This window comes from Burkholderia multivorans ATCC BAA-247, from assembly GCF_000959525.1.
GTDB lineage: Bacteria > Pseudomonadota > Gammaproteobacteria > Burkholderiales > Burkholderiaceae > Burkholderia > Burkholderia multivorans.
Window position 1 is genome coordinate 310339 of record NZ_CP009832.1, and the last position, 16487, is coordinate 326825.

The 16487-nt window shown below is 68.4% G+C and carries 17 protein-coding genes; 15 read left to right on the forward strand and 2 right to left on the reverse strand.

Annotated features, from left to right (window positions below; translation table 11 throughout):
• Positions 1 to 15: 15 nt before the first annotated feature.
• Complete coding sequence (locus NP80_RS13855; protein ID WP_006408307.1) at positions 16 to 1080, reverse strand: glycosyltransferase family 4 protein; 1065 nt, start codon at positions 1078 to 1080, stop codon at positions 16 to 18.
• A gap of 409 nt (positions 1081 to 1489) precedes the next feature.
• Positions 1490 to 1864: a hypothetical protein gene (locus NP80_RS31245; RefSeq protein WP_155490603.1), complete on the reverse strand. Its 375-nt coding sequence runs from the start codon at positions 1862 to 1864 to the stop codon at positions 1490 to 1492.
• Between the two features lie 50 nt (positions 1865 to 1914).
• On the opposite strand from NP80_RS31245, the gene flhD reads away from it, so the two are divergent.
• From flhD to NP80_RS13930, 15 genes are all read left to right on the forward strand, one after another.
• On the forward strand, positions 1915 to 2235 hold the full coding sequence (gene flhD / locus NP80_RS13860; RefSeq protein ID WP_006401400.1) for a flagellar transcriptional regulator FlhD: 321 nt from the start codon (positions 1915 to 1917) through the stop codon (positions 2233 to 2235).
• Between the two features lie 90 nt (positions 2236 to 2325).
• Complete coding sequence (gene flhC, locus NP80_RS13865) at positions 2326 to 2880, forward strand: flagellar transcriptional regulator FlhC (RefSeq protein ID WP_006401399.1); 555 nt, start codon at positions 2326 to 2328, stop codon at positions 2878 to 2880.
• Positions 2881 to 3080: 200 nt separating this feature from the next.
• Positions 3081 to 3941 (forward strand): flagellar motor stator protein MotA, encoded by an 861-nt coding sequence (motA, locus tag NP80_RS13870; protein WP_006408308.1) that lies wholly within the window; start codon positions 3081 to 3083, stop codon positions 3939 to 3941.
• 13 nt (positions 3942 to 3954) lie between these two features.
• Complete coding sequence (gene motB / locus NP80_RS13875; RefSeq protein ID WP_006408309.1) at positions 3955 to 4971, forward strand: flagellar motor protein MotB; 1017 nt, start codon at positions 3955 to 3957, stop codon at positions 4969 to 4971.
• Positions 4972 to 5077: 106 nt separating this feature from the next.
• A complete protein-coding gene (locus NP80_RS13880; RefSeq protein ID WP_006410243.1) occupies positions 5078 to 5455 on the forward strand; it encodes a response regulator in 378 nt (125 codons plus the stop codon).
• 33 nt (positions 5456 to 5488) lie between these two features.
• Positions 5489 to 7750 (forward strand): chemotaxis protein CheA, encoded by a 2262-nt coding sequence (cheA, locus tag NP80_RS13885; RefSeq protein ID WP_045593791.1) that lies wholly within the window; start codon positions 5489 to 5491, stop codon positions 7748 to 7750.
• A gap of 47 nt (positions 7751 to 7797) precedes the next feature.
• Positions 7798 to 8322: a chemotaxis protein CheW gene (cheW, locus tag NP80_RS13890; RefSeq protein ID WP_006401394.1), complete on the forward strand. Its 525-nt coding sequence runs from the start codon at positions 7798 to 7800 to the stop codon at positions 8320 to 8322.
• 40 nt (positions 8323 to 8362) lie between these two features.
• Complete coding sequence (locus tag NP80_RS13895; protein WP_045593795.1) at positions 8363 to 10342, forward strand: methyl-accepting chemotaxis protein; 1980 nt, start codon at positions 8363 to 8365, stop codon at positions 10340 to 10342.
• A gap of 3 nt (positions 10343 to 10345) precedes the next feature.
• On the forward strand, positions 10346 to 11332 hold the full coding sequence (locus NP80_RS13900) for a CheR family methyltransferase (RefSeq protein ID WP_045593797.1): 987 nt from the start codon (positions 10346 to 10348) through the stop codon (positions 11330 to 11332).
• Positions 11329 to 12159 carry a chemoreceptor glutamine deamidase CheD gene (cheD, locus tag NP80_RS13905; RefSeq protein ID WP_045593800.1) on the forward strand — a complete coding sequence of 277 codons (831 nt, stop codon included), beginning with the start codon at positions 11329 to 11331 and terminating at the stop codon, positions 12157 to 12159. The genes NP80_RS13900 and cheD overlap by 4 nt, the downstream gene beginning before the upstream one ends.
• 59 nt (positions 12160 to 12218) lie before the next feature.
• Positions 12219 to 13247 (forward strand): protein-glutamate methylesterase/protein-glutamine glutaminase, encoded by a 1029-nt coding sequence (locus NP80_RS13910; RefSeq protein WP_254224539.1) that lies wholly within the window; start codon positions 12219 to 12221, stop codon positions 13245 to 13247.
• Positions 13248 to 13314: 67 nt separating this feature from the next.
• On the forward strand, positions 13315 to 13710 hold the full coding sequence (cheY, locus tag NP80_RS13915) for a chemotaxis response regulator CheY (protein ID WP_006401389.1): 396 nt from the start codon (positions 13315 to 13317) through the stop codon (positions 13708 to 13710).
• Position 13711: 1 nt separating this feature from the next.
• Positions 13712 to 14443 (forward strand): protein phosphatase CheZ, encoded by a 732-nt coding sequence (gene cheZ, locus NP80_RS13920; protein ID WP_006401388.1) that lies wholly within the window; start codon positions 13712 to 13714, stop codon positions 14441 to 14443.
• Positions 14444 to 14639: 196 nt separating this feature from the next.
• Positions 14640 to 15143, forward strand: coding sequence for a DUF2844 domain-containing protein (locus tag NP80_RS13925; RefSeq protein ID WP_006408232.1), 504 nt, complete (start codon positions 14640 to 14642; stop codon positions 15141 to 15143).
• Positions 15144 to 15159: 16 nt separating this feature from the next.
• Positions 15160 to 16455: a DUF3443 domain-containing protein gene (locus tag NP80_RS13930; RefSeq protein ID WP_006410635.1), complete on the forward strand. Its 1296-nt coding sequence runs from the start codon at positions 15160 to 15162 to the stop codon at positions 16453 to 16455.
• The last annotated feature ends 32 nt before the right edge of the window (positions 16456 to 16487 follow it).

Here is a 16487-nt window from a genome sequence, read left to right on the forward strand (position 1 = left end):
GCGCGGATTTCAGCGTTACGCGCCGGCCACGCGGCGCAATGCCGGCCGTCGGGCGTTGGCGCAAAGCGATTCGTAAGTTTCGACGTAGCGCTGCGCCATCGCCTTGGCGCTGAATCGCGTATCGAAACGCGCGCGAATCGCGTCGCGCGACAGGCAGTCGATCCTGTGCAGCGCGCCGACCGCGCCTTGCACATCCTCGACGATAAAGCCCGTCACGCCGTCCTCGATCACCTCCGGCACCGAGCCGCGGTTGAACGCGACGACCGGCGTGCCGCACGCCATCGCCTCGATCATCACGAGGCCGAACGGCTCCGGCCAGTCGATCGGGAACAGCAGCGCCTTCGCGCCCGACAGGAACGCCGGCTTCTGCGCCTCGTTGATCTCGCCGATGAACTCCACGTGCGCCTGGCCGAGCAGCGGCTCGATCACTTCCTTGAAGTAATCGGCGTCGGCCTTGTCGACCTTCGCGGCGATCTTCAGCGGCAGCCCGCTTTGCGCAGCGATCCGGATCGCGGTGTCGACGCGCTTTTCGGGACAGATGCGGCCGAGGAATGCCAGATATTCGGGCTTCACGTCGGGCTGCGGCGTGAGCAGCGTCTCCGGCAGCCCGTGATAGACGGTGCCGGCCCACGCGGCCTGCGGCAGCGGCTTGCGCTGCGAATTCGAGATCGACACGACCGGCGCGTTCGGGAACGCGTCGAATACGGGCTGCAGCTCGGGCAGGTCGAGGCGGCCGTGCAGCGTCGTCACGTACGGCGTGTCGAGCCGCGACATCAGCGGAAACGGCAGATAGTCGAGATGGAAGTGCAGCACGTCGAATTCATGCGCGACGCGCGCCACCTGCTCGATCAGCCGCATATGGGGCGCCATCGAATCGCGGATCGACGGATCCAGCCGCAGCGCGCGCGGCCATGCCGCTTCGAGGCGCGCGGACGTCACCGAGTCGCCGCTGGCGAACAGCGTCACGTCGTGGCCGAGCTCGACGAGCGCCTCGGTGAGATAGGACACGACGCGTTCGGTGCCGCCGTACAGTTTCGGCGGGACGGCTTCATACAGCGGCGCGATCTGGGCAATGCGCATGGACGTTCTCCTGTGTCGACCCGGATTCGCGCCGCAGCGCTGGCCGGGTCCCATGTACCACGGTCGACCCGGGAGCGTTCGGCCCTGGCTCCGGGTCCCTTGTAAAACGGTCGGCCCGAACCGGCCGCCTCGACGTTGCTCGGGCCCTGCAAGACGGTCGATGAGGACCGGAAGCGGCGCCCCGGTTCGTCGTTCGGTCCGTCCGAGCCGCGGGATGCGGCTCGCTCGGTCCCGTACTGCGGTTGCGGAAAGTGCCGACGCTACGGTCGGCGGGTGTGGCGGGCCGGTTCGACGAGAACGGCGGGCCGGCGCCACGCGATGCCGGGGCGGTGCGACACGCGTCGTGTCGACGCCCGTTGGAGTCCATTATCGGGATCGCTCGGCGGGGTTCGAGTGTTTTTTCAAACACTTAAGGCTTGTTACACGATGAAATACGCGAAAACCCGAATAAAAAGGGCACGGAAACACGAATGGAGATGGTCAACGCGATTGTTGCACCATCATGAAAAACCACTATAATTTTTACCGATTCGCGTCCCGGCATGCCTTGCCGGACGGCCCTCCGCGGCGTATCGGCGCAGGTCTCGCCAAATCGCACGCCGCATTTGTCCTCATTCAAGCTTTCAATTCGCCTTGTCGGAAAAATTCCTACACGGTTTACAGACAAATCCTGCACTGCATACGCCACTTCGCTGATACCGGTGCCATTCCCGTTTGGCCAAAATTCGCGCTGTAAGACTATAAACATGCCGACCGAGTGCATCAGGTGCGCCGGATCGAGCAAACGTTTCCATAAACATGAATGGCCAAAGCAACGCTTCTCACGGGGGAATCATGAGCGCCACCAGCGAAATGCTAGGCGAGATCAAAGAGGTCAACCTGTCGTACCTGCTGCTCGCGCAGCGCCTGCTGCGCGAAGACAAGGCAATGGGCATGTTCCGGATGGGCATCTCCGAGGAACTGGCCGACGTGCTTGCAAACCTCACGCTCGCGCAGACGGTCAAGCTCGCCGCGTCGAATCAGATGCTGTGCCGCTTCCGCTTCGACGATCACGCGCTGCTGTCGTCGCTCGCCGACAAAGGCCGCAGCGACGTCGTCGCACGCGCGCACTCGGCGATCCTGATGGCCGGACAACCGGTCGAAAGCGTCCGCTGATCCTTCCTGTCCTGCGTTCGAGCCGGCGCGCCGCGCCGGCGCCGGCGCATGGGCGCAGCATCCGAACAACGACACGCGAACGTTATCACCATGGCAAGCAAAAGCGTCGTGATCGAGGTGAAGGAAATCACCCTCGCCATCGAACTGATCGAACTGGGCGCCCGGCTGCAGCTGCTGGAGGCGGAGACGAGCCTGTCGCGGGATCGTCTGATCAAGCTGTACAAGGAACTGAAGGGCGTTTCGCCGCCGAAGGGAATGCTGCCGTTCTCGACCGACTGGTTCATGACGTGGCAGCCGAACATCCATTCGTCGCTGTTCTACAACATCTACCGCTTCATGCAGGATCACGGCCGCTGCGAGCCGATCCACGCGATCGTGAAGGCGTACCGGCTCTATCTGGAGCACGTCTCGCTGTCCGGCGACGAAGCGGCGCTGAGCCTCACGCGCGCCTGGACGCTCGTACGCTTCTTCGATTCCGGGATGCTGCAGATGACGCCGTGCACGCGCTGCGGCGGGCATTTCGTCGCCCATGCGCATGATCCGCAGCAAGGTTTCGTCTGCGGGCTGTGCCAGCCGCCGTCGCGCGCGGGCAAGACGCGCAAGGCGGCAGCCGCGCGCGCCGAGCTGGCCGCCGCGGCCGCCTGACGCGCGCCGCGCGGCGCATTGGCCGTGCCGCACGGCCGTCCGGCACGCGTGCGTGCGGCGTCGTGCGCGCCGCGCCGCCCCCGGCGGATTGCTGGTAAACACCGTCCGCGTGTGCCCGCGCGGCCGCGAAAGTTTTCCTGCCCACTGCCGTAAACCACTTAACGGCGGTCTCCCCGCCGGTCTTTCGTGAGGGACAGGCAGTGCTGATTATCGTAGGAACACTCGTGACGCTGTTGTCCGTCTTCGGCGGCTATGCGCTGGCGGGCGGGCATCTGGGCGCGCTGGTCCAGCCCCTCGAAATCCTGATGATCGCGGGCGCCGGCCTCGGCGCGTTCATCCTCGGCAACGGCACCAAGACGATCAAGGCGACGGTGCGCGTGCTGCCGACGCTGTTCAAGGGCTCGAAATACACGAAGGACGTGTACATGGAGCTGATGGCGCTGCTGTACGTGCTGCTCGCGAAGGCGCGCAAGGAAGGCACGCTGACGCTCGAGGCCGACATCGACGATCCGGAGAAGAGCCCGATCTTCACGCAGTACCCGAAGATTCTCGCCGATCGCCACATCGTCGAATTCCTGACCGATTACCTGCGCCTGATGGTCGGCGGCAACATGAACGCGTTCGAGATCGAAAGCCTGATGGACGAGGAGATCGAGACGCACCACGCGGAAGGCGAAGGCCCCGCGCATGCGTTGATGCGCGTCGGCGACGCGATGCCGGCATTCGGGATCGTCGCGGCGGTGATGGGCGTCGTGCACACGATGGCGTCGGCCGACAAGCCGCCCGCGGTGCTCGGCGCGATGATCGCGCAGGCGCTGGTCGGCACGTTCCTCGGGATCCTGCTGTCGTACGGGCTGATCGGGCCGCTCGCGAGCCTCGCGGAGCAGCGCGTGGCCGAGTCGACGAAGATGTTCCAGTGCATCAAGGTGACGATCCTCGCGAGCCTGAACGGCTATGCGCCTGCGATCGCGGTCGAGTTCGGGCGCAAGGTGCTGTTCTCGCCGGAGCGCCCGTCGTTCGCGGAACTCGAAGAGCACGTGCGCCGCGTGAAGGCGAAATGACGCGGAGCGAGCGATGAGCAAGGGCAAGGAACGCGCGATCGTCGTCAAGCGGGTGGCCCCGCAGAAGAAGGGCCATCACGGCGGCGCATGGAAGCTCGCGTATGCGGACTTCATGACGGCGATGATGGCCTTCTTCCTGCTGATGTGGCTGCTGAGCTCGGTCACGCCGGTACAGCTGAAGGGAATCGCCGAATACTTCAACACGCCGCTGAGGGCGGCGCTGTTCGGCAGCGGCGATCGCAGCTCGCAGGACTCGAGCATCATCAACGGCGGCGGGCGCGACCTGTCGAGCGTCGACGCGGGCACGCTGCGCCGCACCGACGGCACGACGCAGCTGGCCGAGCGCGTCGCGAAGCCGACCGACGATACCGCGCAGGCGCGGATGCAGGGCGCGCTCGAGCGGCGTGAGCAGGTGCGGCTGCACGACCTGCAGATCAAGCTGATGGCCGCGATCGAAGCGAACCCGACGCTGCGCCAGTTCAAGCAGCAGATCCGCATCGACTCGACGCTGATGGGGCTGCGCATCGAGATCGTCGATACGCAGAAGCGGCCGATGTTCGCGATGTCGAGCGATCAGGTCGAGCCGTACATGCGCGACATCCTGCGTGAAATCGGCAAGACGCTGAACGACGTGCCGAACCGGATCATCGTGCAGGGCCACACCGATGCGGTGCCGTACGCGGGCGGCGAGGGCGGCTACAGCAACTGGGAGCTGTCCGCCGATCGCGCGAACGCGTCGCGCCGCGAGCTGATCGCGGGCGGCATGGACGAGGCGAAGGTGCTGCGCGTGCTCGGCCTCGCGTCGACGCAGAACCTGAACAAGGCCGATCCGCTGGACCCGGAAAACCGCCGGATCAGCGTGATCGTGCTGAACCGCAAATCCGAAGAGGCGCTGACGCGCGACGACACGACGACCACGACGCTGTCGGCCGACGCCGCGGGCTCGACGCAGCTCGCGCAGCAGCTCGCCGGCGCGCATCCGGCGCCGGTCGCGCCGGTGTCGCCCGTTGCGGCCGCGCCGAAACCCTGATGTTGATTCGATTCGAGACACCCATGAAACGATCTTCACGCGCACGACGTCCGTTGCCGCCCGACAGCGCGGCCCGCCTTGCCGGTGCGGCAGGCCGGAGGCACGCATGATCCGGACCATTCTCGCGATCGACGATTCCGCGACGATGCGCGCGTTGCTGCACGCGACGCTCGCGCAGGCCGGCTACGAGGTGACGGTGGCGGCGGACGGCGAAGCCGGCTTCGACTTCGCGGCGACGACGCCATACGACCTCGTGCTGACCGACCAGAACATGCCGCGCAAGAGCGGGCTCGAGCTGATCGCCGCGCTGCGTCAACTGAGCGCGTATGCGGACACGCCGATCCTCGTGCTGACGACCGAAGGCAGCGATGCGTTCAAGGCGGCGGCGCGCGACGCGGGCGCGACCGGCTGGATCGAAAAGCCGATCGACCCGGGCGTGCTCGTCGAGCTTGTCGCGACGCTGTCCGAGCCGGCCGCCAATTGACATGAACGCGATGAACCCAACCGGTGACCGGGCATGACTCTCGACATCACTCAGTTCTACCAGACATTCTTCGACGAAGCGGACGAGCTGCTCGCGCAGATGGAGCAACTGCTGCTGAACCTCGACGTCGGCTCGCCCGACGCCGAGGATCTCGCTGCGATCTTTCGGGCCGCGCATTCGATCAAGGGCGGCGCGGCGACGTTCGGGTTCTCCGCGCTGACCGACACCACGCACATTCTCGAATCGCTGCTCGACCGCGCGCGCAACCACGAGCTGACGCTGACGAAGGAAATGGTCGACGCTTTCCTCGAGACGAAGGACGTGCTGTCCGACCAGCTTGCCGATTACCGCGCAAGCGCCGAACCCGACGCGGCGGCCGCCGCGGCGATCTGCGCAAAGCTCGAGCGGCTGCAGGCCGATAGCGGCGGCGCGGCGGCATCGGTAGCCGCACCGGCGGCGGTCGCCGTCGCGGCGCCCGCGCCCGCCACGCCGGCCGTTGCGTCCGCAGCGGCGGCCGGCCAGCGCGCGCCCGACCATGTCGTCGAGCAGGCGGTCGCGGCCGCGCATCCGTCCGCGGCCGGCGCACCGGCGCCGCAGGCCGACGCCGCCGCCGACGGCGACGGCCCGCACCTGAAGATCACGCTGACCGGCGTGGACGCGAAGGATCAGGCGCTGCTCGTCGAGGAACTCGGCAATCTCGGCCGGATCGTCGGCCGCACCGAAGTCGGCGACGCGCTGACGCTGTGGCTCGAATCCGACGTGCCGTCCGACGACATCGTCGCGGTGTGCTGCTTCGTGATCGACGAAAGCCAGATCCGGATCGCGCGCGGCGCCGCGCCGGCCGCCACGCAGCCGGCTGCGGCTGCGGCTGCACCGGTCGTCGCCGAGCCGCCGCCTGCCGCGCCGGCAGCGGCGTCCGCGGCAACTGCCGCCGCACCGGCACCGGCGCCTGCCGCATCGACCACATCCGCCGCAGCGGCCGCCGCGCCTGCCGCGCATGCCGAATCGCCCGCGCCGTCCGCGGCCGCGCAGCCGGCCGCCCATCACGACGACAAGCGCGCACGTCCGGCCGCGGCCGCCGCGGCGGGCGCGGAAGGCAGTTCGATCCGCGTCGGCGTCGAGAAGGTCGACCAGCTGATCAACCTCGTCGGCGAACTCGTGATCACGCAGGCGATGCTCGCCGAGACCGCGAGCGCGTTCGATCCGGCGCTGCACGACCGTCTGTTCAACGGGATGGCGCAGCTCGAGCGCAACGCGCGCGATCTGCAGGAAGCGGTGATGTCGATCCGCATGATGCCGATGGACTACGTGTTCAGCCGCTTCCCGCGCCTCGTGCGCGATCTCGCGGGCAAGCTCGGCAAGCAGGTCGAACTGGTTACGTTCGGTCAGGCGACCGAACTCGACAAGAGCCTGATCGAGCGGATCATCGATCCGCTCACGCACCTCGTGCGCAACAGCCTCGACCACGGCATCGAGACGGTCGACAAGCGGATCGCGGCCGGCAAGGATGCGGTCGGCCAGCTCGTGCTGTCGGCCGCGCATCACGGCGGCAACATCGTGATCGAGGTCAGCGACGACGGCGCGGGCCTGAACCGCGAGCGGATCCTCGCGAAGGCCGCGAAGCAGGGCATGCAGATCCCCGAGAACATCAGCGACGACGAAGTCTGGCAGCTGATCTTCGCGCCGGGCTTCTCGACTGCCGAGACGGTGACCGACGTGTCGGGCCGCGGCGTCGGGATGGACGTCGTGAAGCGCAACATCCAGTCGATGGGCGGCCACGTCGAGATCTCGTCGCAGGCCGGGCGCGGCACGACCACGCGGATCGTGCTGCCGCTCACGCTGGCGATCCTCGACGGGATGTCGGTGAAGGTCGGCAGCGAGATCTTCATTCTGCCGCTGAACTTCGTGATGGAGTCGCTGCAGCCGTCGAACGACGACATCTACACGGTCGGCAACGGCGAGCGCGTGGTGCGCGTGCGCGGCGAGTATCTGCCGCTCGTCGCGCTGCACGAGGTGTTCTCGGTCGAGGGCGCGCGCACCGATCCGACGCAGGGGATCGTCACGATCATGGAAACCGAGGGGCGCCGCTTCGCGATGCTGATCGACGAGCTGGTCGGCCAGCAGCAGGTCGTCGTGAAGAACCTCGAGACCAACTACCGCAAGGTGCACGGCATCTCCGCGGCGACCATCCTCGGCGACGGCAGCGTCGCGCTGATCGTCGACGTCGCGGCGCTGAACCGCGAAACCCGTGCGACGCACGGCGCCCGGGCGGGCGCCGAGCTCGCGATGTTCTGACTCTCGCCATCAACCGATTGGGGGCAAACGTGTCTGCTGAAGTCCAAATGATCAATCCGGCCGCGGCGAACGCGGCCAACGCGACGACCGGCCGCCGCGACGCGGAACATGGCGACGCGACGGGCCAGGAATTCCTGGTGTTCACGCTCGGCGACGAGGAATACGGGATCGACATCCTGAAGGTGCAGGAGATCCGCGGCTACGACAGCGTCACGCGGATCGCGAACGCGCCCGATTTCATCAAGGGCGTGATCAACCTGCGCGGCATCATCGTGCCGATCGTCGACATGCGGATCAAGTTCCACCTCGGCCGCGTCGAGTACGACCACCAGACGGTCGTAATCATTCTGAACGTCGCGCATCGCGTCGTCGGGATGGTCGTCGACGGCGTGTCGGACGTGCTCACGCTGTCGGCCGAGCAGATCATGCCGGCGCCCGAATTCGGCGCGACGCTGACCACCGAATATCTGACGGGCCTCGGCACCGTCGACGGCCGGATGCTGATCCTGATGGACATCGAGAAGCTGATGTCGAGCCGGGAAATGGCGCTGATCGAAACGCTCGGCGCATAAGCGCGCGATACGCGCGCACGGAACTTCGGGAGAATCTGCGATGTTGCAAAACTGGTCGATCCGCACGACGCTCACGGCGGTCGGACTCATCCTCGTCTGTCTTGCCGCCGCGATCGGCGGCCTCGGTCTGTTCGCGCTGAATCACGCGAGCCGCTCGCTCGACGAGATCGCGCACGTCGATCTGCCGGCGATCCACGCGCTCGACGATACGTCGTCGTATCTGCTGCGCGCGCGCGTGTCGCTCGACCGCTTCCGCTCGCTGACCGAGGCCGGCAACGCGGCCGAGGCCGCGAAGGTGCTCGATCGTGCGCAGGAGCTGTTCGCGAAGTCGAACCAGAACTGGCAGACGTTCCAGTCGACGCCGAAGCTCGGCGTCGAGCAGGCGCTCGTCGACGAGCTCGCCGCGCGCTACGCGACGATCGTGAAGGAAGGCGTCGAGCCGGAGTTCGCGGCCGCGCGCGCGGGCGACATGGCCGCCTACCACGCGGTCGCCGATACGAAGATCAGCCCCATGTTCGTCGCGTACGACCAGGCCGCCGCGGCCGTGATCGCGTCGCTGCAGCAGCGCGCGAACGACCGCCACGCGTCGACGCAATCGCAGATCTCGCTGATGATCGCGCTGATCGCGGCCGGCATCGCGATCGCGTTCGTCGTCGTGATCGCAATCCGCTTCGCGCTGCGCGGGCTGATCGTCAAGCCGCTCGAGGACGCGATCGCGCATTTCGAACGGATCGCCGGCGGCGATCTCACGCAGCCGGTGCACGTGTTCAGCAAGAACGAGATCGGCCGGCTGTTCGGCGGTATCAAGCGCATGCAGGATGCCGTGACCGCGATGGTGCAGGCCGTGCATCGCGGCACCGAATCGATCGACGTCGGCGCGCGCGAGATCGCGACCGGCAATACGGACCTGTCGCAGCGCACCGAGGAACAGGCCGCGTCGCTGCAGGAAACCGCATCGAGCATGGAGCAGCTGACGGGCACCGTGCGGCAGAACGCGGAGAACGCGCGGCAGGCGAGCCAGCTCGCCGTGAACGCTTCGGACATCGCGACGCAGGGCGGCGAGGTGGTCGGCCAGGTCGTGTCGACGATGCAGGACATCGCGGCGAGCTCGGGCAAGATCGTCGACATCATCGGCACGATCGAAGGGATCGCGTTCCAGACCAACATCCTCGCGCTGAACGCGGCGGTCGAAGCGGCGCGCGCAGGCGAGCAGGGCCGCGGCTTCGCGGTGGTCGCCGGCGAAGTGCGCTCGCTCGCGCAGCGCAGCGCGACGGCCGCGAAGGAGATCAAGCAGCTGATCGGCGATTCGGCCGCGAAGGTCGATAGCGGCTCGGCGCTCGTCGCGCGCGCGGGCTCGACGATGGACGAGATCGTGCAGGCCGTGCGCCGCGTGACGGACATCATGGGCGAAATCAGCGCCGCGTCGGACGAGCAGTCGACCGGCATCGAGCAGGTCAATCGCGCGGTCGGCCAGATGGACGCCGTCACGCAGCAGAACGCGGCGCTCGTCGAGCAGGCGGCCGCTGCGGCCGCGTCGCTCGAGGAGCAGACGCGTCAGATGAAGGCGATCGTGTCGAGCTGGCGCGTCGCGGGCGGCACGGCGCTCGCGCCGATGCGTACCGCGCGTGCGGTCGAAGCGGCGGCCGTGCCCGCGCTGCCGGCCGGCACGCCGCGCGACGACGCGCCGGTCGCCGCGCTGCCGGCGCCGGGCGCATCGAACGCATCGCATGCTGCATCGAACGGATCGAACGCATCGAACACCGCATCGCAGCCGGCTCGACGTGCATCCGGCTCGGCCGCATCGTCGAGCGCCGCCCGCACGGCCGCCGACTCGGCCGCGCGCACGCCGGCGGCGAAGGACGCGCCGGCCGCGTCGGGCTACGGCCCGCGCGTCGCGAAGGCGGCCGCACCGGCGGACAAGCCGGCCGCGAAGCCCGCGCTCGTGCGTCCGGCGCTGAACGGCGAGAAGCCGGCGCTGGCGACGGCCGGCGCGTCCGACGACGATTGGGAGACCTTCTAAATCATGCAGGCCGCGCGCGTGCCGTTTCGACCCGATGCACCGGATGCCTCGCCTCGCGCGGGCGAGCCGGGGCGCGACTTCGCGTTCACGGGCGCGGATTTCGCGCGCATCCGCGCGCTGATCCATCGTCGTGCGGGCATCTCGCTGTCCGATCACAAGCGCGACATGGCGTATAGCCGGCTCGCGCGGCGGCTGCGCGCGCGCGGGCTCGACTCGTTTCGCGAGTATCTCGACCTGCTCGAACAGGAGAACGACGCGGCCGAGTGGGAAGCGTTCACGAATGCGCTGACGACGAACCTCACCGCGTTCTTTCGCGAGTCGCACCATTTCCCGATCCTCGCGGAGTTCGTGAAGGGCCGCGCGGCGCCGGTGTCGGTGTGGTGCTCCGCCGCGTCGACTGGCGAGGAGCCGTACTCGATCGCGATCACGCTGATCGAGGCGCTCGGCGAATCGGGGGCGCGCAGCGCGTCGATCCTCGCGACCGACCTCGACACGCAGGTGCTCGCGAAGGCCGAGGCCGGCATCTATACCTACGATCAGGTCAAGCATCTGTCGCCGGAGCGGCTGAAGCGCTTCTTCCTGAAGGGCACGGGCGCGCAGGCGGGCCGCGTGAAGGTGCGGCCCGAACTGCGCGCGATGATCCGCTTCGAGCAGCTGAACCTGACCGATGCCGACTACGGGATCGCGAAGCCGTTCGACGCGATCTTCTGCCGCAACGTGATGATCTATTTCGACAAGCCGACGCAGAGCCAGGTACTCGCACGCTTCGAGCCGCTCGTGAAACCGGGCGGGCTGCTGTTCGCCGGCCACTCGGAGAACTTCACGTACGTGACGCAGGCGTTCCGGCTGCGCGGGCAGACCGTCTACGAGCTGACGCGCGATGCGGCGGGCGGCGCACGCCCGCGCGGCGCGCCGCCGGCCGACGCCGCGCCGCCGCGCCTGCGCGCGCACGCCGCCGCCGCCGCGGGCGTGTCCGGAGGCCGCGGATGAGCGCGCTGCCGATTGCGACGAACCGCTACTTCGACAACCACTTCGGCCTGCCCGGCGTGAAGCTGCTGCCGAACGAGTTCTATACGACGGCCGACGACATGGTGCTGACGACCGTGCTGGGCTCGTGCGTCGCCGCCTGCCTGCACGATCCGTTCGCGGGCATCGGCGGGATGAACCATTTCATGCTGCCCGACGACGGCGCGGACGCCGGCGCGCCCGCATCGGAATCGATGCGCTACGGCGCGTACGCGATGGAAGTGCTGATCAACGAACTGATCAAGGCCGGCGCGCGCCGCGATCGCTTCGAAGCGAAGGTGTTCGGCGGCGCGGCCGTGCTCGCCGGCATGACGACGATCAACATCGGCGATCGCAACGCCGACTTCGTGCGCCGCTACCTCGCGCTCGAACGCATCCGCATCACCGCCGAGGATCTGCAGGGCGTGCATCCGCGCAAGGTCGCGTTCATGCCGCACACCGGCCGCGCGATGGTGAAGAAGCTGCGGCTGCAGGTGCCGGGCGTCACCGAGCGCGAAGCCGCGCTCGCGCGCGAGGCCGAGCGGCTGCGGGCGGCGCGCGCGCACGTCGAGCTGTTCCGGACGAAGCCGCCGGCTGCGCCGCAGCCGGCGCGGCCGCGCATCGAGCTGTTCGGCGCGCGCGGCGCGAGCACGAGGGCGGGCGCGAGCGGCACGGCAGGCGCTGCGCGGACCGGCAGCGCAAGCGGCGGCAGCCCGTACGCCGGAAGCCCGTATGCCGGAAGCCCGTATGCCGGCAGCCCGTTTGCCGGGGCCGCGCACCCCGCGACCCCATCGAAAAAGCAGGAGGCGTGAACGTAGTGCAGAAGATCAAAGTGTTGTGCGTCGATGACTCGGCGCTGATCCGCAGCCTGATGACCGAGATCATCAACGGCCAGCCGGACATGATGGTATGCGCGACCGCGCCCGATCCGCTCGTCGCGCGCGAGCTCATCAAGCAGCACAACCCCGACGTGCTGACGCTGGACGTCGAGATGCCGCGCATGGACGGGCTCGACTTCCTCGAGAAGCTGATGCGCCTGCGGCCGATGCCGGTCGTGATGGTGTCGTCGCTGACCGAGCGCGGCTCGGAGATCACGCTGCGCGCGCTCGAACTCGGCGCGGTCGATTTCGTCACGAAGCCGCGCGTCGGGATTCGCGACGGGATGCTCGACTACGCGGAAAAGCTCGCGGACAAGATCCGCGCGGCATCGCGCGCGCGCGTGCGCCACACGCCGCAGCCGCAGGCGGCCGCCCGCGCGGCGGGCGGGCACCCGGCCGCGCCGATGGTCAACAACCCGCTCGTCAGTACCGAGAAGCTGATCATCATCGGCGCGTCGACGGGCGGCACCGAGGCGATCCGCGAGGTGCTGACGCCGCTGCCGCCCGATGCGCCGGCCGTGCTGATCGCGCAGCACATGCCGCCCGGCTTCACGAAGTCGTTCGCGCAGCGGCTCAACGGGCTGTGCCGGATCGCGGTGAAGGAAGCCGAGCACGGCGAGCGCGTGCTGCCGGGCCATGCGTACATCGCGCCCGGCCATGCGCACCTGCTGCTCGCGCGCAGCGGCGCGAACTACATCGCGCAGCTCTCGGACGAGCCGCCGGTAAACCGTCACCGGCCGTCGGTCGACGTGCTGTTCCGCTCGGCGGCGACGCATGCGGGCAAGAACGCGCTCGGCGTGATTCTGACGGGGATGGGCCGCGACGGCGCGGCCGGCTTGCTCGAGATGAAGCGTGCGGGCGCGCATACGTTCGCGCAGGACGAGGCGAGCTGCATCGTATTCGGGATGCCGCGCGAGGCGATCGCGCTCGGCGCCGCCGACGAGGTCGCGCCGCTGGCGGAAATGAGCCGCCGCGTGATGGCGCGGCTCGCGACGATGGGCGATCGCGTGCAGCGCGTCTGAATGGAATGTCGCGGGACGCGTGCGATGACGCGCGCCCGGACGGAAACGAATCTGGAAAGGAACGACGATGGACAAGAGCATGAAAATCCTGGTGGTGGACGATTTCCCGACGATGCGCCGGATCGTCCGCAACCTGCTCAAGGAACTGGGCTATACGAACGTCGACGAGGCCGAGGACGGCGCGGCCGGTCTTGCGCGGCTGCGCGGCGGCGGCTTCGATTTCGTGATTTCGGACTGGAACATGCCGAACCTCGACGGCCTCGCGATGCTGAAGGAAATCCGCGCGGACGCGTCGCTCGCGCATCTGCCGGTGCTGATGGTCACCGCGGAATCGAAGAAGGAGAACATCATCGCGGCCGCGCAGGCCGGCGCGAGCGGCTACGTCGTGAAACCGTTTACGGCCGCGACGCTCGACGAGAAGCTGAACAAGATCATCGACAAGATGGCCAAGGCCGGGAGCTGACGTGAACGAGCCGATCCATGCCGCGCCGGGCGATGCGCCGTTCGGCGGCGACAGCCAGCCCGAAGGCGCCGATCTCGCGAGCGACCGCATCCTCGCGCGCATCGGCCAGCTCACGCGCACGCTGCGCGACTCGATGCGCGAGCTCGGGCTCGACAAGCACGTCGAGCGCGCGGCGGAAGCGGTGCCCGATGCACGCGACCGGCTGCGCTACGTCGCGACGATGACCGAGCAGGCCGCCGAGCGCGTGCTGAACGCGATCGAGATCGCCAAGCCGGTGCAGGAGCGCGTCCAGAACGAAGCGGAGGCACTGGACGCGCGCTGGGCGCAGTGGTATGCGGCACCGATCGAGCATGCGGAAGTGCGCGAGCTGATGGACGACACGCGCGCGTTCCTGCGCGCGCTGCCCGACGCGACCTCGGCGACCAACGCCCAACTGCTCGAAATCATGCTCGCGCAGGACTTCCAGGATCTGACCGGCCAGGTGATCAAGAAGATCATGGACATGGTCTACCTGATCGAGCAGCAGCTGTTGACCGTGCTGGTCGAGAATATTGCGCCGGAACGGCGCGAGCAGTTCGCGGCGACGGCCGCTGCGCTCGCGGCCGAGAAGACGAGCGCGACCGGCAGCCCCGAGTCTCTGCTGAACGGCCCGCAGATCGCGCCGGAAGGCAAGCCCGACGTCGTGCAGGACCAGGCGCAGGTGGACGACCTGCTCGCCAGCCTCGGCTTCTGACGCAGCGCGCGTCGAGCGTCGCGGCCGCGCCGTCCCCCCCCCGGCGGCGGCCGCGCGTCGGCATTTCCGTGCGGAATTGACACTTGGACACACTCCGCGGGCATACTACGCGTCAGCAGCAACGCAGCGTCATTCATACGATCATCGCGATCGCGGGCGGCGGCGCCCGCGTCGACGCCAGTCCCTGGGGGGGAACGTGAAGCTGAAACGTTTGGGTAGGGCTGCCGCGCACGCGGCAGTTGCAACGGGCGTGCTGTGGGCGACCCACGCGTACGCCGAACTGGGCGGGGCGCCGATGTCGCCGCCCGCCAACGATCCGGCGGCCACCGTGCGCGCGATGCAGCGCGCGATGCGCTCGGCCGACGGCGCGCCGACGAGCGCGGCCGCGTACACGATGCGCGAGATCACGCTCGGTTCCGGCACCGTGATCCACGAATACACCTCGAGCGCGGGCACCGTGTTCGGTCTCGCATGGCGCGGGCCGACGGTACCGGATCTCGCGTCGCTGCTCGGCAGCTATTTCCCGCAGTACACGGCCGGCGTCGAAGCCGCGCACGCGGCACGCGGCTGGCGCGCGCCGGTGTCCGTCGCGACCAGCGGGCTCGTGATCCGCACGGGCGGCCACATGGGCGCGTTCTCGGGCCAGGCATGGCTGCCGAACGCACTGCCCGCCGGGCTGACCGGCAACGACATCCAGTGACTGCGGGAGAACGATCTTGCGAATTCCTCGTACTTTCATCCGCTGGGTCGGCGTCGCGGGTCTGGCGATCGCGACGGCGTTGACGGTCGTCGCGTGCGGCGGCGGCGATGGGGACGGCGGCGGTAGTGCCGCAGGCGGCGGCAGTTCGACGGGCGGCGGCAATACCGGCGGATCGGGCGGCACCGGCGGCTCCGGCTCGGGCGGCGGCACGGCCAACACCGCGAACACGGCCGTCATCACGGTCAATTCCGGTGTCGCGAGCGTCATCAACATTCCGACGGTCAGCGTGACGGTCTGTGCGCCGGGCACCACGAATTGCCAGGTCGTCAACAACGTGCTCGTCGACACCGCGTCGTACGGCCTGCGGCTCGTCAGCACCGCGGTATCGGGCCTGCTCGGCAGCCTGCCGCAGACGACGAGCGGCGGCGCGCCGCTCGCCGAATGCGGCAAGTTCGTGTCGAGCTACACGTGGGGTTCGGTGCGCACGGTCGACCTGTCGATCGGCTCCGAACAGGCATCGTCGCTGCCGGTGCAGATCATCGGCGATCTCGGCACCACGAACGTGCCGACGTCCTGCACGAACGGCAACACGTCGGCGAACTCGGCCGGCACGCTCGGCGCAAACGGGATTCTGGGCATCGGGCCCGCACCGTACGACTGCGGCGACAACTGCGTGACGTCGACATCGTCCGACTACAACAACTACTACGCGTGCCCGAACGGCAATGCGAGCTGTACGGTCACGCTCGTGCCGCTCGCGCAGCAGGTCGCGAATCCGGTCCATCGTTTCGCGACCGACAACAACGGCGTGATCGTGCAGATGCCGAACATCTCGAACAGCGGGCAGGCGAGCGCGACGGGCCTGCTGACGTTCGGCATCGGCACGCAGAGCAACAACGCGCTCGGCGCTTCGTCGACACTGACGTCGACGACGGCCGGCGACGTCACCGCGACGTTCCTCGGCCGCACCGTGACGGCGTTCTTCGATACGGGCTCGAACGCGTATTTCTTCGACGACGCCTCGCAGGCGGTCTGTTCGCGCAACACGTCGTTCTACTGCCCGACGTCGACGACGACCTACTCGGCGACGCTGACCGGCCAGAACGGCACGTCGGCCGGCGTGACGATGCCGGTCGTGAACGCGGATGCGGTGTTCGCGAACACGTCGACGTTCGCGTTCAACGACATCGCCGGCCCGTTCGGCTCGTCGCAATGGCTCGATCTCGGCCTGCCGCATTTCTACGGCAAGACGATCTACTTCGGCATGGACCGCCGGTCGATGGGCGGCGCAGCGCCTTACGTCGCATTCTGAGCGGCCCGGCCGGCCGTACCGAAAAGGGGGGC